17 protein-coding genes are annotated in these 21,305 nt (G+C 55.6%); 10 read left to right on the plus strand and 7 right to left on the minus strand.

Going from position 1 to position 21,305, the window contains the following annotated elements; translation table 11 throughout:
• Window positions 1–350 precede the first annotated feature (350 nt).
• The 5 genes from dppA (at window position 351) to dppF (ending at window position 6,059) form a co-directional block, all read left to right on the plus strand.
• The gene (gene dppA, locus AB182_RS26500; RefSeq protein ID WP_047372672.1) at window positions 351–1,958 is read left to right on the plus strand and encodes a dipeptide ABC transporter periplasmic-binding protein DppA; all 1,608 of its coding nucleotides are present in this window, start codon (window positions 351–353) and stop codon (window positions 1,956–1,958) included.
• A gap of 168 nt (window positions 1,959–2,126) precedes the next feature.
• Window positions 2,127–3,146 carry a dipeptide ABC transporter permease DppB gene (dppB, locus tag AB182_RS26505; RefSeq protein ID WP_039080198.1) on the plus strand — a complete coding sequence of 340 codons (1,020 nt, stop codon included), beginning with the start codon at window positions 2,127–2,129 and terminating at the stop codon, window positions 3,144–3,146.
• Between the two features lie 9 nt (window positions 3,147–3,155).
• Window positions 3,156–4,058: a dipeptide ABC transporter permease DppC gene (gene dppC / locus AB182_RS26510; protein ID WP_047372673.1), complete on the plus strand. Its 903-nt coding sequence runs from the start codon at window positions 3,156–3,158 to the stop codon at window positions 4,056–4,058.
• 10 nt (window positions 4,059–4,068) lie between these two features.
• Window positions 4,069–5,052 (plus strand): dipeptide ABC transporter ATP-binding protein, encoded by a 984-nt coding sequence (gene dppD, locus AB182_RS26515; RefSeq protein WP_047372674.1) that lies wholly within the window; start codon window positions 4,069–4,071, stop codon window positions 5,050–5,052.
• Window positions 5,049–6,059, plus strand: coding sequence for a dipeptide ABC transporter ATP-binding subunit DppF (gene dppF / locus AB182_RS26520; RefSeq protein ID WP_047372675.1), 1,011 nt, complete (start codon window positions 5,049–5,051; stop codon window positions 6,057–6,059). The genes dppD and dppF overlap by 4 nt, the downstream gene beginning before the upstream one ends.
• A gap of 225 nt (window positions 6,060–6,284) precedes the next feature.
• On the opposite strand, the gene AB182_RS26525 is transcribed toward dppF, so the two are convergent.
• The 6 genes from AB182_RS26525 to AB182_RS26550 form a co-directional block, all read right to left on the minus strand.
• Complete coding sequence (locus tag AB182_RS26525; RefSeq protein WP_047372676.1) at window positions 6,285–7,883, minus strand: hypothetical protein; 1,599 nt, start codon at window positions 7,881–7,883, stop codon at window positions 6,285–6,287.
• 19 nt (window positions 7,884–7,902) lie between these two features.
• Window positions 7,903–8,298 carry an allophanate hydrolase-related protein gene (locus AB182_RS26530; protein ID WP_047372677.1) on the minus strand — a complete coding sequence of 132 codons (396 nt, stop codon included), beginning with the start codon at window positions 8,296–8,298 and terminating at the stop codon, window positions 7,903–7,905.
• A gap of 29 nt (window positions 8,299–8,327) precedes the next feature.
• On the minus strand, window positions 8,328–9,281 hold the full coding sequence (locus tag AB182_RS26535) for a carbamate kinase (RefSeq protein WP_047372678.1): 954 nt from the start codon (window positions 9,279–9,281) through the stop codon (window positions 8,328–8,330).
• Window positions 9,274–10,674: a YlbE family protein gene (locus AB182_RS26540; protein WP_047372679.1), complete on the minus strand. Its 1,401-nt coding sequence runs from the start codon at window positions 10,672–10,674 to the stop codon at window positions 9,274–9,276. The genes AB182_RS26535 and AB182_RS26540 overlap by 8 nt, the downstream gene beginning before the upstream one ends.
• Before the next feature lie 3 nt (window positions 10,675–10,677).
• Window positions 10,678–12,225, minus strand: coding sequence for an acyl-CoA synthetase FdrA (gene fdrA, locus AB182_RS26545; protein WP_047372680.1), 1,548 nt, complete (start codon window positions 12,223–12,225; stop codon window positions 10,678–10,680).
• Between the two features lie 67 nt (window positions 12,226–12,292).
• Complete coding sequence (locus AB182_RS26550; protein ID WP_047372681.1) at window positions 12,293–12,955, minus strand: cysteine hydrolase family protein; 663 nt, start codon at window positions 12,953–12,955, stop codon at window positions 12,293–12,295.
• A gap of 239 nt (window positions 12,956–13,194) precedes the next feature.
• On the opposite strand from AB182_RS26550, the gene AB182_RS26555 reads away from it, so the two are divergent.
• Window positions 13,195–14,013 carry a DUF2877 domain-containing protein gene (locus AB182_RS26555; RefSeq protein WP_047372682.1) on the plus strand — a complete coding sequence of 273 codons (819 nt, stop codon included), beginning with the start codon at window positions 13,195–13,197 and terminating at the stop codon, window positions 14,011–14,013.
• Here AB182_RS26555 and AB182_RS26560 read toward each other — a convergent pair.
• On the minus strand, window positions 14,005–14,916 hold the full coding sequence (locus tag AB182_RS26560; protein WP_047372683.1) for a LysR substrate-binding domain-containing protein: 912 nt from the start codon (window positions 14,914–14,916) through the stop codon (window positions 14,005–14,007). The genes AB182_RS26555 and AB182_RS26560 overlap by 9 nt on opposite strands.
• A gap of 573 nt (window positions 14,917–15,489) precedes the next feature.
• Here AB182_RS26560 and bcsO point away from each other — a divergent pair.
• Genes bcsO through bcsB form a run of 4 tightly spaced genes read left to right on the plus strand, consistent with a single transcriptional unit; the run spans window position 15,490 to window position 21,297 of the window.
• A complete protein-coding gene (bcsO, locus tag AB182_RS26565; protein ID WP_047372684.1) occupies window positions 15,490–16,074 on the plus strand; it encodes a cellulose biosynthesis protein BcsO in 585 nt (194 codons plus the stop codon).
• Window positions 16,065–16,868 (plus strand): cellulose biosynthesis protein BcsQ, encoded by an 804-nt coding sequence (gene bcsQ / locus AB182_RS26570; RefSeq protein WP_047372685.1) that lies wholly within the window; start codon window positions 16,065–16,067, stop codon window positions 16,866–16,868. Before bcsO ends, bcsQ begins: the two co-directional genes overlap by 10 nt.
• A 17-nt stretch (window positions 16,869–16,885) precedes the next feature.
• Entirely contained in the window at window positions 16,886–19,000 is a 2,115-nt protein-coding gene (gene bcsA, locus AB182_RS26575; protein ID WP_052958925.1) for a UDP-forming cellulose synthase catalytic subunit, read from the plus strand.
• Window positions 18,997–21,297, plus strand: a complete 2,301-nt coding sequence (gene bcsB / locus AB182_RS26580; protein ID WP_047372686.1) for a cellulose biosynthesis cyclic di-GMP-binding regulatory protein BcsB — start codon at window positions 18,997–18,999, stop codon at window positions 21,295–21,297. The genes bcsA and bcsB overlap by 4 nt, the downstream gene beginning before the upstream one ends.
• Window positions 21,298–21,305: the final 8 nt, after the last annotated feature.

The raw sequence follows: 21,305 nt of genomic DNA on the forward strand, positions 1-21,305 counted from the left end.
AAACGTTAAACACCAACCTCAGATGATTCTCAAGCTTATTATTCTGCTCAAAACGGCATAGCACAAATTTACCTGCTGAAAATAGCGGCTTGAAGTTTTTTTTAACTTTGTTTGTTGATTCTCATCAACGATGTAAATCCCCGTTACCTGTATTGACGTTTTGACATTCTATTGACAGATTGTAGGGCATGAGGGGCATTTCATGGAGAATCTGCACTGCAACTCAGTCAATCTCGTGAAAGGATTTCCCGTCTCTCATAACTTCCGATAAGTCCAGGCAAAAATCTAATAACGGCCTGTCGGATAACCCAGCGCAAGGGTAACAACACATATCACATTGGAGCAGAATAATGAGTATTTCCTTGAAGAAGTCAGGGATGCTGAAGCTTGGTCTTAGCCTGGTGGCTATGACTGTGGCGGCCAGCGTGCAGGCAAAAACCCTGGTTTATTGTTCAGAAGGCTCGCCTGAAGGCTTTAACCCACAGCTTTTCACTTCTGGTACTACTTACGACGCCAGCTCTGTGCCGATTTATAACCGTCTGGTTGAGTTCAAAACCGGTACTACTGAGGTCATTCCGGGTCTTGCTGAGAAGTGGGATATCAGCGCCGATGGCAAAACCTACACTTTCCACCTGCGTAAAGGCGTGAAGTGGCAGGACAACAAAGATTTCAAACCGACGCGTGAATTCAACGCGGACGACGTCGTATTCTCCTTTGATCGTCAGAAAAATGCCCAGAACCCGTACCATAAAGTTTCTGGCGGCAGCTACGAATACTTTGAAGGTATGGGCCTGCCAGACCTGATTAGCGAAGTGAAGAAAGTCGACGACAACACCGTTCAATTCGTGCTGACCCGTCCGGAATCTCCGTTCCTGGCAGACCTGGCTATGGATTTCGCGTCTATTCTGTCCAAAGAATATGCCGACAACATGCTGAAAGCCGGCACGCCGGACAAAGTGGACCTGGATCCGATTGGTACCGGTCCGTTCCAGCTGCAACAGTACCAAAAAGATTCCCGCATTCTGTACAAAGCGTTTGAAGGTTACTGGGGTACCAAGCCGCAGATCGATCGCCTGGTCTTCTCCATCACGCCTGACGCTTCCGTACGTTATGCCAAACTGCAGAAAAACGAGTGCCAGGTTATGCCGTACCCGAACCCGGCTGACATCGCTCGTATGAAACAAGACAAAAACATTAACCTGATGGAACAGGCTGGCCTGAACGTCGGTTACATGTCTTTCAACACCGAGAAGAAACCGTTCGATGACGTGAAAGTGCGTCAGGCGCTGACTTACGCGGTAAATAAAGAAGCGATCATCAAAGCTGTTTACCAGGGCGCTGGCGTTGCCGCGAAAAACCTGATTCCGCCGACAATGTGGGGCTACAACGACGACGTTAAGGATTACACCTACGACGTTGAGAAAGCGAAACAGTTGCTGAAAGAATCCGGCCACGAGCAGGGCTTCACCGTTGAACTGTGGGCGATGCCGGTACAGCGTCCGTACAACCCGAACGCTCGCCGTATGGCTGAGATGATTCAGGCTGACTGGGCTAAAATCGGTGTTCAGGCCAAGATCGTCACTTACGAGTGGGGCGAGTACCTGAAACGTGCGAAAGCCGGTGAGCACCAGGCTGTGATGATGGGCTGGACCGGTGACAACGGGGATCCGGATAACTTCTTCGCTACCCTGTTCAGCTGCGCTGCGGCGAAAGACGGTTCCAACTACTCTCGCTGGTGCTACAAGCCGTTTGAAGACTTGATTCAGCCGGCGCGCGCAACAGATGACCACAACAAGCGTGTTGAACTGTACAAACAGGCTCAGGTAGTGATGCATGACCAGGCTCCGGCACTGATCGTCGCTCACTCCACCGTGTATGAGCCGGTGCGTAAAGAAGTCAAAGGCTATGTGGTTGATCCGCTGGGCAAACACCACTTCGAAAACGTGTCAGTTGAATAATAGGCACGATGCCTGAGTCCCTCCTCCCTTTCCGGGGGGAGGGTTTTTGTTCCTTATTCCTCCGGGAAAAGGCCTGGATAGAAGGGATTTTCCCGTTTATCCAAACATGTGTGAGCAATACAGACGCACTACCGCCAGGTGCATGCGTCACTACAGAGAATCCGGGTTATGTTGCAGTTCATCCTCCGACGTCTGGGGCTAGTTATCCCGACGTTTATCGGTATCACCCTTCTCACCTTTGCCTTCGTTCATATGATTCCCGGTGACCCGGTGATGATCATGGCAGGTGAGCGTGGTATCTCTCCTGAGCGTCATGCCCAGTTGCTGGCAGAGCTTGGTCTCAACAAGCCGCTGTGGCAGCAATACGTCAACTATGTATGGGGCGTGTTGCATGGTGATTTAGGGATCTCTCTTAAGAGCCGTCTTCCGGTGTGGGACGAGTTCGTACCGCGTTTTAAAGCGACGCTGGAACTCGGCGTCTGCGCCATGATTTTTGCTGTGGCTGTCGGGATTCCGGTGGGCGTAATGGCCGCTGTGAAGCGTGGCTCCATTTTTGATCATACCGCCGTGAGCCTCGCGCTGACCGGTTACTCCATGCCTATCTTCTGGTGGGGCATGATGTTGATCATGCTGGTGTCGGTTCACTGGAATCTGACGCCGGTATCCGGGCGCGTCAGTGACATGGTGTTCCTGGATGACAGTAACCCACTTACCGGTTTTATGCTGATCGACACGGCTATCTGGGGCGAACAGGGTAACTTTATCGATGCCCTGGCGCATATGATTCTGCCTGCCATTGTGCTGGGGACTATCCCGCTGGCGGTTATCGTGCGCATGACCCGTTCGTCGATGCTGGAAGTGCTGGGTGAAGACTATATCCGCACCGCGCGCGCCAAAGGGTTAACCCGGATGCGCGTTATCATCGTCCACGCGCTGCGTAATGCGATGCTGCCGGTGGTGACCGTTATCGGTCTGCAGGTCGGGACATTGCTGGCGGGTGCGATCCTGACGGAAACCATCTTCTCCTGGCCGGGCCTTGGCCGCTGGTTAATCGACGCGCTGCAACGCCGCGATTATCCGGTTGTGCAGGGTGGGGTATTGCTGGTCGCGACGATGATTATTCTCGTCAACCTGTTGGTCGACCTGCTCTACGGCGTGGTGAACCCGCGTATTCGTCACAAGAAGTAAGGGGCCATCATGTCACAAGTTACTGAAAATAAAGTTATCTCTGCACCGGTGCCGATGACGCCGCTGCAGGAGTTTTGGCACTATTTCAAACGTAATAAAGGCGCGGTCGTTGGTCTGGTTTACGTGATTCTGATGCTGCTTATCGCCATTTTCGCGAACGTACTGGCGCCGCATAACCCGGCGGATCAGTTCCGCGATGCCCTGTTGGCACCGCCGGTATGGCAGGATGGCGGCACATGGTCGCACATTCTGGGTACTGATGACGTAGGTCGCGATACCCTATCGCGTCTGATGTTTGGCGCGCGCCTGTCGCTGCTGGTCGGCTGTCTGGTGGTGGTGCTGTCACTGATCATGGGGATTATCCTCGGTCTGGTGGCAGGCTACTTTGGCGGCGTTGTGGATAACATCATCATGCGTGTCGTCGACATCATGCTGGCGCTGCCGAGCCTGTTGCTGGCACTGGTGTTGGTGGCGATATTCGGTCCCTCGATAGTCAACGCGTCGTTAGCGCTCACCTTCGTCGCCTTGCCGCACTATGTGCGTCTTACCCGTGCTGCGGTACTGGTGGAAGTTAACCGCGATTACGTCACGGCTTCCCGCGTGGCGGGCGCAGGCGCGATGCGTCAGATGTTCGTCAATATTTTCCCTAACTGCCTGGCGCCGCTGATTGTTCAGGCGTCGCTCGGTTTCTCGAACGCCATTCTCGACATGGCCGCCCTCGGCTTCCTTGGCATGGGTGCGCAACCGCCAACACCGGAGTGGGGCACCATGCTCTCCGACGTGTTGCAGTTCGCGCAAAGTGCCTGGTGGGTCGTGACCTTCCCGGGTGTGGCGATCCTGCTGACGGTGCTGGCATTTAACCTGATGGGTGACGGCCTGCGTGATGCGCTCGACCCCAAACTGAAGCAGTAAGAGGTTCGAGATGGCGTTATTAAATGTAAATAAATTATCGGTGCATTTCGGCGACGAAGGCAGCGAGTTCCGCGCCGTTGACCGCGTTAGCTATAGCGTGAATCAGGGTGAAGTGGTTGGCATCGTGGGTGAATCAGGCTCCGGTAAATCGGTCAGCTCGCTGGCGATCATGGGGCTGATTGATTACCCAGGTCGCGTGATGGCAGAGCATCTGGAGTTCAACGGTCAGGATCTGAAACGCATTTCGGAAAAAGAACGCCGCAGTCTGGTGGGTTCCGAAGTGGCGATGATCTTCCAGGATCCGATGACCAGCCTGAACCCCTGCTACACTGTCGGTTTCCAGATTATGGAAGCGATCAAAGTGCATCAGGGTGGCAATAAGCACACCCGTCGCCAGCGCGCGATTGACCTGCTTAACCAGGTCGGTATTCCTGACCCGGCATCAAGGCTGGACGTGTATCCTCATCAGCTCTCCGGTGGGATGAGCCAGCGTGTCATGATCGCGATGGCCATCGCGTGTCAGCCGAAGCTGCTGATTGCCGATGAACCGACCACCGCGCTGGATGTGACCATTCAGGCGCAGATTATTGAGCTGCTGCTGGAGCTACAGCAAAAAGAGAACATGGCGCTGATTTTGATCACCCATGATCTGGCGCTGGTGGCCGAAGCGGCACACAAAATCATTGTGATGTATGCAGGTCAGGTAGTGGAAACCGGTGCGGCGAAAGATATCTTCCGCGCGCCGCGTCATCCGTATACCCAGGCACTGCTGCGCGCATTGCCGGAGTTTGCGCAGGATAAAGCCCGTCTGGCGTCGCTGCCGGGCGTGGTTCCCGGTAAGTATGACCGCCCGAATGGCTGTCTGCTCAATCCGCGTTGCCCCTATGCAACGGACCGATGCCGCGCCGAAGAGCCTGCGCTGAACACCGTCGATGGCGGACGCCAGTCGAAATGTCATTACCCACTCGATGATGCCGGGAGGCCCACACTATGAGTACGCACGAGGCCGCCACGCAACCGCTGTTGCAGGCTATCGACCTGAAAAAACATTACCCGGTGAAGAAGGGGCTGTTTGCCCCGGAACGCCTGGTAAAAGCGCTGGACGGGGTATCGTTCACCCTGGAACGCGGCAAAACGCTGGCAGTGGTAGGCGAATCCGGCTGTGGTAAATCCACGCTGGGCCGTCTGCTGACGATGATCGAAACTCCGACCGGCGGTGAGCTGTACTATCAGGGGCAGGATCTGCTGAAACACGATCCACATGCGCAGAAACTGCGTCGGCAGAAAATCCAGATCGTGTTCCAGAACCCGTACGGTTCGCTGAACCCGCGCAAAAAAGTGGGACAGATTCTCGAAGAACCGCTCCTGATTAACGCCTCCCTGAGCAAGGAAGCGCGTCGTGAGAAAGCGCTGGCGATGATGGCGAAAGTCGGCCTGAAAACTGAACATTATGACCGTTATCCGCATATGTTCTCCGGTGGTCAGCGTCAGCGTATCGCTATTGCCCGTGGCCTGATGCTTGACCCGGACGTGGTGATCGCCGACGAACCGGTCTCCGCGCTGGACGTTTCTGTCCGTGCGCAGGTGCTGAACCTGATGATGGACTTGCAGCAGGATTTGGGGCTGTCCTACGTGTTTATCTCCCATGACTTGTCGGTGGTGGAACACATTGCCGATGAAGTGATGGTGATGTATTTGGGCCGCTGCGTGGAGAAAGGCACCAAGGACCAGATCTTCAACAATCCGCGTCATCCGTACACCCAGGCGCTGCTCTCTGCGACGCCGCGCCTGAACCCGGACGATCGCCGCGAGCGCATCAAGCTCACCGGCGAGCTGCCCAGCCCGCTGAATCCACCGCCGGGTTGCGCATTCAACGCCCGCTGCCGTCGTCGCTTTGGCCCCTGCACCCAGTTGCAGCCGCAGCTGAAAGACTACGGCGGCCAGTTGGTTGCCTGCTTCGCGGTCGATCAGGATGAAAACGGCGAGAAGCCACAGGCATAACGCGCTGAAATGAAAAACCGGAGCCATGCGCTCCGGTTTTTTTATGCCTTCCCGGATGCGCTGACGCTTATCCGGGCTACGATTTTGGGGTTCGGGCTATGTCTTTCTCCCTCTCCCTGTGGGAGAGGGCCGGGGTGAGGGCATCAGACGCCTATCCGAGCTACCTTTTGGCTCTGGCCGTAGCCCCGGTAAGCGCAGCGCCACCGGGGACTGCCGGTTCTGGATTCAGCGCATCGGCTCACTGTCGTTATCAATCGGCGACCAGTCCAGCTTGCCCTGCTCGCGCACCTGACGCCAGGCGAGGAAGGTCAGCATCAACGTCACCACCGCATAGGCGAAGGTCACCGTCGGCGAGGCGTTAACCGCCATCTGATGCCCGTGAATAAAACCAAAGAAAGAGAGCACGGTGGCAGCAGCGGCATAAACAGCAGCCCAGTTAAAGCGACGGTCAATGATAAACGCGGCAATTGCCCCCATCATCAGCCCCGCCAGCACGGCGCCCCCGCCAGCGGTTGCCATACCGTTATAAAGCACGCCATTGTTGGCCATATTGGCTATCACCTCAGCAGGCAGATTCACCGTGTTGGCACCTGCCGCATTCAGTGCGCCGTCGACCTGCGTTTTCGCCCATTCCGCGATATTGGGTACCAGCGCCAGAATAATGGCTGGCGCATGGCGTTTCGGCGACACCTGGAATGCCTGCGCACCAATCACCAGCCCGATAAACAGCAGAATCGGCACAATCGCGACCAGCGGAATGATCGACAACAGCAGGGCCGTAAGCCCCAGAAAACAGACAATCGCCATCGCAATACCGGTCGCCAGTGAATAACCGATACGTCCCCCCATCGCTTTCCAGCCGGGGTGACCGATATAGACCGCAGGCGGGAACGGCGAGCCGAGCAGCGCACCGACAATCGCCCCCACGCCATCTGCCGCCAGCACCGCACGCAGGTTATAGCTGTCGCCGCCTACTGCCGCCGACTCCACGTTATTCAGGATTTCGGTGAAGTTGAAGATACCCAGGGGGATAGCCGTTACCAGTAGCGGCCAGACCAGCTCCGACGGCACACTGAACACATCGCCGGTAATGGAAGGCAGGTGTAACGCAAAATTGCCCGCCGCTTCTTTTACTGCGGCCGGGTTCATAATGTCGCTCAGGCCCAGCAGCGTGGCTCCCCAGCCCAACACGCAGCCAACGATAACCACCGCCAGTCCGCCCGGCAAACCGAACGGCAGGCGCACATTACCGACCCAGTTGAGCAGGATAATGGCGAAGCAGATAACGCCAATCCATGCCGTATCAAACATCTGGTAAGCCGGGCGCATCGCGATAAAGGCAATCGCGATCCCGGCCAGCGTCCCCAGCATGGCGGCTCGCGGGGTATATTTCCGGATGGTCGGGCCAACGACGACACCGAGCAGAACGATAACGCCGACGATCATTGCCCAGATAAGGCCCAGCTTCCACGCCAGCATCCAGTCTTTATGAATCAGCAACGTAGGCAGCATTACTACAAAGACCACGATAAACATATGCGGCACGCTGGGGCCGTAAGGCAGGGCAGTAACATCATTGCGGCCTTCGCGCCGGGCTAATCTCCAGGCGAGCCAGGCGTAGAAAAGATTTCCGAGGGGAAGTGCGATGCCCAGAGCAGGCAGGATACGACCATAAACCGTTGTTGCCGGGATTTGCGCGACGTACAGTGCCAGCCCTGAGAGCACCAGCACATTCAATAACACATTCGTGAACAGACCAAAAAAAGCATTTAAATCGCCCGCGACCCAAAGCTGTGGCCGCTGAGCGAAATTTCCTTGCGCCATGATCCTACTCCTGACGTTATCAAGCTGTCATAAAGTGGCCGGTATAAGCTCTCCAGCCTCCCAAAGAGGTAATTTCTTTTTGTCCTTTCACCAGCCAGGGTTCGGCCAGCACACCCAGTACTTCACTACCGTCACTTAACTCCACTTTGCCAACGCATAAACCGGCCGGTTCTTTTTGCAGAATCTCCCCCAGCCCGGCAGGCGGCACGGCCCAAATTTCCAGCGCAATCTGCCCGCCCTCTCCGGGTGTGCGAATCATGCCAGGGTGGTTATCATTTATGCTCCAGCAGCGGTAGCAAGCGGCGGTAGTGTCTTCACGAACAAACTCAGCCTGTGCAGCAATCATATTAGGATTAAGCACAAGGCCACGCATTAATGTGCCATTAACGGCGAGTAAAATCTTATTACTTATCATGGTATTTTGCTCTGAAAAGCGAATCAGTATTAGCAAGTAAAACGGGTGCCGCCATTGCCGCTTAGCGCACGGGAAATGCCCTGCGGCGTGGTAATCAGGCCCAGCCCCTGCGGTTGAGCGCGCAAGTAAGTCAGCATGGCTTCAATTTTCGGGGCCATGCTGCCCGCGCCAAATTCGCTGCTTTGCAGCAGCGCTTCTGCTTCGGTGAGTGAAAGCTGGCTAAGCCAGCGCTGCTGCGGTGAACCAAAATTGACAGCTACTTGTTCGACGCCCGTCGGGATGAGCAGCATCCCGGCTCCCAGTTCACAGGCTAATAGCGCAGAGGCGCGGTCTTTATCGATAACGGCCTGCGCCGCAATCAGCGTACCGTCGCTATCGCGCCAGACCGGAATACCGCCGCCACCGCAGGCAATCACCAGTACGTTTTGTGCCAGTAGGTCGCGAATGATGGGGGTCTCGATAATTTCCAGCGGCGCCGGGGAGGGGACAACACGTCGCCAGCCGCGTCCTGAATCTTCGGCAATATGCCAGCCTTGCGTTTTCGCGAGACGCGTTGCCGTTTCGTGGTCCATCCAGGCGCCGATAGGTTTATCCGGCGCTGAGAATGCCGGATCGTTTGGGTCAATACGGGTTTGCGTCACCAGCGCCACAACGCGGATAGCGGAAAAACCCCGCGCCGTCAGGGCATTGCTCAACGCGTTCTGGAACATAAAGCCAATCGCGCCCTGCGTGTCGCCAACAGCATATTCCAGCGGTACGGTGGGCGCTGCATCTTTGGCGACTTCACTGCGGCGCAGGATAAACCCCACCTGTGGGCCGTTGCCGTGCGTTAATACCACACGCCAGCCAGCGGCAATCAACGCCACCACATGGCTGGCCGTCTCTTTTACTGCTTCATATTGCTGCTCAAGCGCATTTTCGCCCGGCGAGCGGATCAGTGCGTTGCCGCCGACAGCGACGACAGCAACCTTACCGCTACACACGATCGTCCCCTTGCGACAGTGCCGTCAGCCCGGCAATAAAGCAGGCCAGCGGTGCGGTGGTGATGCCCGCGCCAATTTGTCCCACGCCCGCCAGCTTGTGGGCGATGCCGGTATTGATGATGGGCAGAATATTGCTGTCGACAACGCGTCGCGCGTCAATGCCGCAGCCGCTGCCGACAAAATTGAGGGCCGGAAGGGTAAACGCCGGCTGGGTGGTCAAGGTAATTTCATGCATGGCCTGGCTGTGTCTCACCGCATCAGCCGGCGTGCCGCCAACAAATTTAACGATGGCCGGTGACGCCGCCATGGCAAACCCGCCAATGCCTGCGGTTTCCGTAATGGCGGAGTCGCCCAGATCTGCTGCCGCATCGTTAATACCAAAACCCGGAAAAAACAGACCATCAACCGGGTTTGCCGGCGCCTGGAACCAGCGATCGCCGGTCCCGGAAAGACGGATGCCGAAGTTGACGCCGTTGCGTGCCATCACGGTGACCATTGAACTGTGCGGGACATCACTGGCGGCATCAAGCATCGATTTACAGGCCGCCATGGACAGATTCAGAAAGAAGTGATCGTTGGCCGCGATAAACTCCAGCACTTCCGGGCCCTTTTCAAGACGGGCCAGATGGGAGGCAAGGCGGCGAAAGAACAACCCGCTGGCCGCAACATTGCGGTTATGGCATTCATCACCCATATGCAGCGCCTGGGCAATCATGGGCTTGAGTTCAATATCGCCGCTCATGGCAAGTGCTTGCCTGAGCACAGGCGCCAGCACATCGGCCATCCAGCGCAGGCGGGTCAGCACATCCTCGTGGTTGGCGCCAAAGCGCAGCACTTTCCCCAGCCCTTCGTTGAAATTACAGTAGGCCCGGTTGCCATGCGTTTTATTCTCAACAATCCAGACCGGCATGGAGGGGCTGATAATCCCCGCCATTGGCCCGGTGGCGTGGTGGTGATGGCAGGGTTCCAGCGCGACCTCGCCATGTGCCGCCATTCGCATGGCCTGCTCAACGTTGTCGGCCCAGCCTTCGAGCACAATCGCACCGGCAATCGCCCCCTGCATTGGGCCACACATCTCTGCCCAGGCGATGGGCGGGCCTGCATGCAGAATTTTACGTTCTGTTGCCAGCGCCGGAATCGCTTCCTGCGCTGTACTGATTCCGATAAGCACCGGTTGCGCATCCAGGTAGCGCTGCAACGCGATGTCATTTGCCGCATCCACGCGGGTATCCGCCATTAATTTCGCCAACATCCAGTTAGCCTCTTCGTCACCGAATGCTGCGGGTTGCCATTGCAGATGCAAAACATCCCCTCCTGCATCACGCAGATTATTGGCGAAACTCTCCAGGCCCAGGTTGAGCACGCTGAGCGGTTGTTGAAATAACGTCGTCATAATCTATTTCCGTTGAAGGGCTACAAAAGCCGCCAGTCGCGCGGCCTCGATATTGCTGTCCGCCACCAGAACGCCAGCCTGTTCTAATCGTTCAATTTGCTGCTGACGATTCTGAGGATCGCCTTCGGTCCCGCAAACGTGAGCAATCAGCAGAATGTGTCGCCTGTCCTGGGCAGCTTCTTGTCGCAGTGTATCCAGCACGGGCAACAACGTGGCGCAAGGATCTGCGCTGGCGCCGTAGCCAAGAACGATGTCAAACAGCAGGACGGCCGTGGTGGGATCGCGACCTTCCGACAACAGGCGCGCGTTGCGCAGTTCAGGGTCAATCATGGGATGCGGGCGACCCTGGGTGAATTCGTCATCCCCCATATCGACCAGACTGTGGCCGGTACCCTGCTGACGGTTGCGTAATTCCGTGGCCCCTCGGACAGGGGCGTTGGATTCACAGGACAGCCCCGCCGCCAGCAGGGCGAGTTGTGCTTCGTAACAGAATGTGCCGCCGGCGAAAACGCCGCGAATGTCTTTTTGTTGTGCCGCCATTGCTCCGATGCTATCCCGGGCTTTGACGAGGAGAGATTCCCTGGTGTTGGTCTCTTTGGGCGTCTTTTGACCCTCTAACGTGGCTACCGCAATCTCCGCTGCGTGACGCAGACTGAGTGCGGGTATGACGCCTTCATATTGCAAACAGTGCTCGTCGGCGCCGAGGAAATGGACGACGACGGGTTTTTCACACTGGCGTGCGCAGGCCAGTACTTTTTGCATAATCCCTGGTGCTGGTGGTTTAGAAATAAGAACAATAAGTTGTGTTTCAGGGTCTTCTGCTAACAGGGTGATTCCCTGAATCATGCTCAGACCGCCGATTGCCTCGTGCAGATCCCGTCCGCCCGTGCCGATGGCCTGCGACACGCCAGCGCCAAGATGGTGAATATGGCAACTGACCTCTTGTAGTCCTGTCCCGGATGCCGCCACCAGACCAATGGCCCCGCGCCGTACCACATTGGCAAAGCCCAGCGGCAGACCGTTGATAATGGCGGTGCCGCAATCTGGCCCCATGACCAACAGCTGGTTTTGACTGGCGTAACGCTTAATGGCCGCTTCTTGCTCTTCCGGGACGTTATCGCTGAATATCATCACGTGCAGACCGCTGCTCAGCGCTTTCAACGCTTCGGCGGCAGCATAGCGGCCTGGCACAGAAATCAGGGCAAAATTGGCCTCCAGCGCATCATGCAGGCCCATGGCGATACTGACCGGTATACGGTGTGTCGTGCCGAAGGCAGGCTCTACTGCAGACGGGCGCAGTAATGAGGCCGCGAGTTCCAGCGCCGCTTGTGCAGCGGCTTCGCTGGCTTCCAGTGCAATTAACAGATCGTTAGGACGCGCGTCGATGACAATGTTCAGGCCTGCGTCACGCATGCGTTCAATATTAGCCGGGGTCGCCATCGCGACAGATGCCTGTTCTACCCCATCCAGCGCGTTGAGCCTGGCGGAGATCTGCATAAGGGAAACGGAGTCCTTATACAGGTTCGGGAAACATTGATAGTGCAGTGTCATCTTTTATCCTCGGGCAAAAACGGTACTTACTTTGCTGCTTACTTCGTGGTATCGGTCTGCCGGCGTATCACGGGCGCAGTGCCGCAATGACCTCCGCTGAATGACTCACCCAACCAACAATGGCGCCCTGGGCTTTGATCATCGCCAGCGCCGCCTGATGAAATTCCGGAAAGTAAGAGGCACAGCAATCTTCTGGTATCACCAGCTCATAGCCGCGATCGTTGGCTTCACGGGCGGTACTCTGCACACACACTTCGGTGGTGACGCCGCAAATAATGAGCGAGGAGATGCGCTGAGATTGCAGAATGAGATGCAGGTCAGTGGCGTAAAACGCCCCTTTGCCTGGCTTATCAATCACCGGCTCGCCGGGCCGTGGCGCGAGTTCGGGAATAATGTCGTGACCCGGCTGGCCCCGCACCAGAATTCGGCCCATCGGTCCTGGCTCGCCGATAAAGGTTTTGCCGCCACGGGTGCGTTTGGCGGGCAGGCAATCGCTGAGGTCATCACGGTGGCCTTCCCGGGTATGAATAATCAGCAGACCCGCCTCGCGCGCGCTTTTCAGTAATGCGGCACAGGGTTCGATAGCCCGGCGAACGAGGGAGACGTCATTGCCAAGGGCTTCACCAAAACCGCCGCGCTCAACAAAGTCGCGCTGCATATCGATAACCACGAGTGCGGTGGTGGCGGGATCGAACTGAAAGTCAAAAGGTTGGGCTTTAATCGAGCGCATAAACGTCACCTTGTTAATTCGCCTTTATCTGGAGTGTACGGAGTGATAACGCCATGTGCGCAAAAAGGTTTTCTGCCTGAACCTCAAAAAATATGAGGCATATCGGTACGCGAAAACGCCATAATGCGTAAATCGTGTAATGGCGAGGCTTTAGGCGTACAAGCGTCGGATTGGGATAAAAAAATCGCCCAAAACAAGATAGCGGATTTGTGACCTCGCACCTATTGACGGGAGTGAAAATGAGCTCAGGACGGGACGTTGTGGCGACACAATTTTGCGATGCGTTATTACCCGGGTTCCCGACGGTTTCCTGGGTTCGGGTGCATTCAGTTTTTCAGCGCGCCTGTAACATACAAACGCCGCAAGGGAGCCTGTGGGTAGTGCAGGCGCGTGGCATGCCTCTCGCCCCGGCGGGTATAGTGACCGACTGCGCTGACTTACGCCCTTTTTTTACCGTCGGGGAAAGGCTGTACTGGCATGGCGAGACCTGCCTGTGCGGCACAAAAGCGCATATTGAACTGCGCTCAGCCGTACCCGTTTCCACCCGACTCGAACCCTGTGGCGATGTACACATACTGGGGCGTCTGGCGGCAGAGATTGCAGCCTTTTTTAGCCATCAGCCGGAAAAAGGCATTCGCCAGGCGTTGCAAACGGACGCTACGTTAATGCGCGCGCAGAAATCTTTGGTGCACTGGTTGCGAACTGGTGAAGAAGAGCTTAATGCCCTCCTTATGCGCTTTATTGGTTGGGGGGAGGGGCTTACCCCCGCCGGGGATGATTTCCTGCTGGGCGTGTCGCTGGTATTGAATCACTGGCGTTTTGCGCGCGCGGCAGCATTAAACGCGGCGCTACCCCCATTACTCGATCGTACGACCGACATCAGCCGCGCCATGCTGGAGCAGGGCTGCGACAGCCATTACAGCGCCCAGTTACTGGCGCTGGCGACAGGCAACAGCGAAACATGGCCGCAGGCCATCGCCCGCGTCGCCGATTACGGCCACTCTTCGGGTCACGATATGCTGACGGGCATTCTCACGGCAGCGCACGCCTTAGCTTAATGCCGTAAATAACCCTTTCTGCACGTCCGGCTGTTTTAACTGCTGCAACCACCAGTTAAAACAGGGGCGCGGTGGTCTGCTTTGCCAGGCCAGAAACAGCGGCGTCGGTTGCTTGCTCTCTTCAACATGCAGGTGGACGAGTCGGCCGTCATCAATATAGGGCTGACAGATGTGGCGCGGCAGAAAACCTATGCCCAGCCCTTTGAGATGCATTGTGATTTTTGCATGATAGTCAGGCACGACCACCGCTTTTTGCCCCCGCAGTTGCCAGGCGACTTTGGGCTCCAGTTTTACCGACGTATCCGGGATGCAAACCGCGGGATAACGACGCAGGTCGTCGGCACGCAGCGGACGATGAATGGTGGTAAGAGGATGATCGGGCGCGATGGCGAATAGCCATTCGGCCGTGCCTATCTCCAGACAGCAAATTTCTCCGGGTAATGCGACCTGGTTAGGCGCGGCAATGGCAATATCCGCCCGTTTTTCCAGTAGGGCATCCCAGACACCATCATGCACATCAATCGCGATATGAATTTCGGTTTGTGGGAAAAGCAATTCGCTTTCTGACAGTAGCGTGTAAATCGGCCGCAGGCTGACGATATTATTAAGGGTAATATTGAGACGCGTCTCTACCCCGGCGGCAATACGCTGGGTCGCGAACTGGAGATCGTCCAGTTGCGCCAGGATAATCTGCCCCTTACTAATGAAATAATGGCCAGCCTCTGTTAATTCCAGCTGTTTCCCGAGGCGTTTGAATAACTTGAGTCCCAATTCGCTTTCCAGCTTGTGGACCGTATAGCTGAGCGCCGTGGGTACTTTATGCAGTTCCTCTGCGGCTGCGGCGAAACTACCGCAGCGTGCAATGGTGATAATCACATTCAATGCTTGTGCACTAATCAACATGCTGTCTCCCTTGCCGGATAGCGCGTTGTTATTGTTTAACGCATTACATACGTCCAGACCAGCTTGCTCGTCGGGTCCCTGCTAAAAACAGGTGGGTTGCGTTAATTCTCACAGTTATAGTGAGTTGCCGTTTTTTATCCTGGAACTAAATCAAATAATTATTTCTAAATATTTCTACAGGTAACCAATAATTAAAATGATTACTATTCATACTGGCGTAAAGCTCTGTGTGGCGTCTATTATTTGGGGTTTTATGTTAGTTATCCACATTAAGATGATTCTTATGTTGATGTTCAATGCAGCAAATTGCTATTAACTACTTTAATGATTTTTAGAGAAAAAAAAGATAGCATGTGTACAGCTGAACTTTATATATTTGCTTGAAATAAACAGCGTGTTAGCACTGGTGTAATTTAGCCACGCGATAATAAGGCGAATTGTTAATAGCCAAAGCCTCTACGTACCCACATGACAGGTTAGCAGCCTAATTATAAAACGAATCTACCAATAACTGATCGCTCAGGTTATGCAGGTGGTGGGTATATAGTTTTTTTGTAAATCATGAGTATAGCCATGAACCATTATGATGATTTGCAGAGGTTTAAGGATAAGACCCGCAACCAAAAATACGAATTCAAGGATCTGTCGGCGCAGAACCTCTCTCCTGACCATGGAAGTTGGGCGATCATGAATCAACTCGCTCCTGCATCTGAGACGTCTAAACTGGCGATGGGTGGTCATGTTTCGCTACCGCAACCCCAGGCTATCGCGCCGGATGTGTTTGCGAGCGCCGAACGCCATGAGATCGTCGAAATTCCGGAAAGTATCGACAGCAGCGAAAATAGCGAAAGTACCGAAAGCAGCAACGAAAGCGTACTTCCACCTGTCGATGCAGAGATCCCGGCGGCGACCGCACCGTCTATTTTCCGTGATATTGCCGAACAACTTGCGTCGCAATCGACGGCACCCGCCGCGCCTGCGGCCCGGCAGGCGGCTGAGCCGGTTTTACCTGCGGCAACGAACTCACCTGCCTCGTCTGCGACAGAGTCTGCTGATTATTCCCGGCTGTTTGCAACGAAAGCGACAGAAGCAAAACCCACGGTCGAAAAAAACCAACCTTTACAATCTTTGCTAGAAAGGATCGCTTCATGCCGTTGATTTGTGTTTGTTCACCGAAGGGTGGTGTTGGGAAAACGACGCTCACGGCTAATCTGGCTTATGCCCTTGCGCGATCGGGCAGCAAGGTTCTGGCGCTGGATTTTGACGTGCAGAACGCGCTGCGTCTGCATTTTGGCGTTCCCCTCTCTGACGAGCGCGGTTTTGTCGCCAAAGCGGCAGAATCCTCGGACTGGAGCCAGTTTGTCTTGACCGCAGGCGGGAATATTTTTGTCTTGCCTTATGGCGAAGCCAGCGAAGAGCAACGCCTGATATTCGAAGAACGTCTGACGAATGACGAACATTTTCTGATTCGCGGCCTCAACACATTGCTGAATTATCCGGGCCTGATCATCGTGGCCGATTTTCCTCCCGGCCCGTCTGCTGCATTAAAAGCCATGTCGCGTCTGGCAGACCTGCATCTGGTCATCATGCAGGCGGATACGGCCTCTCTTTCCCTGTTGCCTCACGTTGAAAATCATCGTCTGACCGGCGATGTCCTCAATCGAAAAGCGGGCCACTATTTTGTGCTCAACCAGAGTGATAACCGTCGTCAGGTCAGCCGGGATGTCACCGCATTTATGGAACAGAAACTAGGTAATCAGCTCCTGGGCGTTATTCATCGTGATGAAAGCGTCATAGAAGCGAATGCCTCGCAGCAATCGGTTTTCGACTTTAGTCCTGCATCCGCCGCTGCATTCGATATCGAACTCATTGCAAAAAGAGTCGCCGGAATCTTAGGCGTAAAAATCGGAGACGGCACGGTTCACAGTAAACCGAAAATGTCTGGCTTCTAATTCGCGCAGGGCAACCTATGAAAAAGTTCCTTTATGTTTTGCTGGTACTGGCAATGCTACCTGTTGCGCTGCTGGTCATCATCACGCCTATGGACAGCCAGAAACAGTATATTTTTGGTTTGCTCAGTATCGGTGTGCTGTTTTTGATGGGATTTAGCAAAAAACGCAGCGTGTCGGTCATTATGGTGGTTATGTCGGTTTTATTATCGACGCGTTATATGTATTTCCGCCTGACGCAAACCCTGCATTTTAATTCCGAAATTGAAACCATTCTTGGGATGGGGCTGTTTCTGGCCGAGGTCTACGTCTGGGTCATGCTGCTGCTGAGCTATCTGCAGACGGTCTGGCCGTTAAAACGTGAGATTGTGCCGCTGCCGGATGATATGAGCCAGTGGCCAACGGTGGATGTCTATATTCCTACCTATAACGAGCCGCTGGATGTGGTGCGCGATACGGTACTGGCGGCGCAATGCATTGATTATCCTCGTGATAAGATGAACATCTATCTGCTGGATGACGGCAAACGCCGGGAGTTCGCGGTTTTTGCCGCAGACGTTGGCGTCGGATATATCACGCGTAACGACAATAATCACGCCAAAGCCGGCAACCTCAACCACGCCATGAAACTGACGCAGGGTGAGTTGATTACCGTGTTCGACTGCGACCACGTTGCCACACGCATCTTCCTGCAGGCGACGGTGGGCGGTTTCCTGAAAGATCCGAAACTGGCGCTGGTGCAGACACCTCACTATTTCTATTCGCCGGACCCGTTCGAGCGTAACCTCTCCGTTGGGCGTAACATCCCTAACGAAGGGACACTGTTCTACGGGCCGATTCAGCAGGGCAACGACAACTGGAACGCCACCTTCTTTTGCGGCTCTTGTGCGGTAATTCGCCGTAGCGCGCTGGAAGAGATTGGCGGTTTTGCCGTAGAGACGGTTACCGAAGATGCCCACACTGCGCTCAAGTTGCAGCGCCGTGGCTGGGGCTCTGCGTTCCTGGATATCCCGCTGGCTGCCGGTCTGGCGACCGAGCGTCTGGTGCTGCACGTCATCCAGCGTACTCGCTGGGCGCGTGGGATGACGCAGATTTTCCGTCTGGATAACCCGTTGTTTGGTCGCGGTCTGACCATTCAACAGCGCCTGTGCTACCTGAGCGCCATGCTTTATTACCAGTTCGCGCTGCCGCGTATTGCATTTTTGACCGCGCCGCTGGCCTATTTGCTGTTCAACCTGAATATCATTCACTCCTCAGCGAGCCTGGTTTTTGCCTATGCGCTCCCGCATCTGTTCCTCGCGATTTACGTCAACTCGCGCATGAACGGGCGGCATCGCTATAGCTTCTGGGGGGAGATATATGACCTGGTGCTGGCTTTCCACATTGCACTACCGACTGTAGTAACGATGTTTTTCCCGAAACGCGGCAAATTCAACGTGACCGACAAAGGCGCGCTGCTGGACGTGGGGTACTTTGATTTTAGCGTGGTGCGCCCGCATTTGATTATCGCCCTGCTGCTGGCGGCCGGGGTGATTGCCGGTATCGTTCGTGCCTGTGCGCATGACTACTTTGGCGTGGATCCGCGCGTTATCGCCCTTAACGTTGGTTGGGGATTGTACAGCCTGATCTTTCTGCTGGCCGCGATTGCCGTTGCGCGCGAAACCCGGCAGACGCGTAAAACCATTCGCATCGATGCTGAAATCCCGGTACTGCTCCACCATGCCAGCGGCGTGGTGACGCGCAGCCATACCGCTGACTTGTCGATGGGCGGCTGCCGCATTGTGGCGCCGGATGATCGCCATCTGGATGATGAGATTGAAGAGATTGAGCTATTGCTGCAATCCGGCGCGATCCTTATTCCGGTGAAAACCATCGCCACGGATGAAGAATCGATTCGTCTGATGTTTGAAGACATCCCACTGGCCCGCCGTCGTGAACTGGTGCGCGTGGTGCTCTCCCGTGCGGATGCATGGATTCACCCGCCGAAACCGCAGGACAACCCGTTCCGTTCGTTGGGGACCATTATGCGTTGTGTGTTCGACCTCTTCTGGCTGACCTGGAAAGACCGTCGCGAAAATCGCCGTTTGCGCGCCGTACAGGCCCAGGCCGCTTCTCAGGAGGAGGGCAACGCATGAAACGTCTGACAACACTGGCGGTGCTGGTCGGCTCACTCTTTATGATGCCGCTGCATGCCGAAGACACTTCTATCGAGTCGCTACTGAAATTAAACGAACCGGCGGAGACAGCGCCTGTTCCCGTGCCGCCGCCCGGCGCGCCGGTCTTTATTCCGTCTGTGGTTAACAGCATCAGTATCGCGCAGATGGGTTTTCCGGAAGGGATTTCCCTGACGGGTGGTCAGTTCCAGGGGGGCGCGTCCTTTACCCTGCCTGTGGACCAGGTCATCACGACGGCGCGGCTTGAACTGAACCTGAAAATATCGCCCGCAATGGTGGCGCGAAATGCCACCATGCAGTTGATGCTCAATGGTCAGCCCCTGGGGACGGTACCGCTGACCGTGACCGACAGCGACACCGCGCATTACCAGCTGGATATTCCGTCAGCGTTGATGGTGTCGAGTAACAACCTGAGTTTTAAAATCAACGACGGCGATGCCATGCAATGCCAGCGCGATCTGAATGATAAATATCGCGTTACCCTCATGGCGGATTCCCGTTTCGAGCTGGAAGGGCAGCAACTGGACATTGGCGCCGACTTAAGTCACTTCCCGCGCCCGTTTTTTGACAGCATGCAAATGACCCCGGCGGCGATCGCTATGGCTTTCCCGGCGAAACTGAGCCCCGATACTTTAAGCGCCAGTGCGCTGATCTCATCGTGGATGGGGATTCAGGCAGACTACCGCGGCGTATCGTTTGCCGCCTATCACGATCGTTTGCCGGAAAAGAACGGCATCCTGATTGGTCATCCGGGTGAGCAAATTGGCGGCCTGACGTTGCCGAATACCGAGCAGCCGCTACTGAAAGTGGTCGATAACCCGGCAAATCCGGTTTATAAGCTGCTGCTGGTGGTGGGTAAAGATGATGCCAGCCTGCGTGCAGCGGCATGGCGTTTAACCCGTGGCAATTTCGCCATGCAGACGCCGTCGGTGGATGTCACCACCCAAACGATCCCGGCGAGTAAGCCTTATGATGCGCCGCGCTGGATCCCCACCGATCGTCCGGTAAAACTGTCGGAGCTGATCCGTAAAGATCAAAGCCTGACCACCACGGGGCTGTGGCACGATGCGTTGCGCGTGGCGTTCCGTGCGGCACCGGATCTGTTCCTGTGGGATGGCGAAACGATTCCTCTGCATATTGGCTACCGTTTCCCGACGGAAAGCTGGATTGATGAAGACCGTTCCTGGCTCAGCATGACCATGAACGATACCTTCCTGCATAACCTGCCGGTGAATAAGCAGGGAGCACTGGAAACGTTGTGGCATAAGCTTGGCGGCGATGCGCGTCAGGAGAAGTTTGATATGCCGCTGGAGCCGTACATGATCTACGGTGACAACCAGCTCTCGCTGTACTTCAACATTCAGCCAAAGGCGAGCGCCCCCTGTAGTGTGCTGCTGAACAATAACATTAAGAGCCGTATCGAAGACGACTCGTGGATTGATCTCAGCCACACGCGACACTTTGCGCTGTTGCCGAACCTCTCTTATTTCGTGGGCGCTTCCTTCCCGTTCACCCGGCTTGCTGATTATTCGGAAACGGTGCTGATGTTGCCGGAAAACCCGACGGAAACACAGATTGCCACTCTTTTGGATATGGCGGCCCGTTCCGGTAACGCGACGGGAACAGCGCTGGGTCACAACCGGGTGCTGTTGGGTGTCCCTGCTGCCGGGGCGAACGCAGACTTGCTGAACGACCGCGATGTGCTGGCGGTAACGGGGCTGGATCAACATGACTTTAACCGTGCGATCCTCAATACCTCGCCGTTCGTGATGCACGACACTACGTTGGGCGTACGCGAGCCGACAACCTGGGAACGCATCAAACGCTGGGTAGCAGGAGACTGGGCCTCAGACGGACTGGAAGCTGACCGCTACTTCTCTTCCAACGAGGCCTGGCGAGGGTTTGTCAGCTTCCGTTCACCGTGGAATAACGATCGTCTGGTGGTGCTGGCTATCGGCAGCAATGACGACCAGCTCTCGCGCCTGCACGATGACCTCGCCTCGGCGAAGATAAACGCCGGGATCCGCGGCGACGCAGCAGTGATCACAAATGAGAATGGCGTGCGCAGTTTCCGTGTGGGTGAACAGTTCCCGAGCGGTGAGATGCCAACGCAGATGCGGGTGATTTGGTATGCGAATCAGCACTCGGCGCTGCTGGCGATTTTGGGACTGCTATTTGGCTGTATCGCTGGCTCGGCAATCTTTGTCTTGCTGAGAAATCGCGCGAAACGACGTCTGGATCTGGACAACCGCAAATAAGAGGGTGA

It is taken from the genome of Phytobacter ursingii (genome assembly GCF_001022135.1).
GTDB classification, from domain to species: Bacteria; Pseudomonadota; Gammaproteobacteria; order Enterobacterales; family Enterobacteriaceae; genus Phytobacter; species Phytobacter ursingii.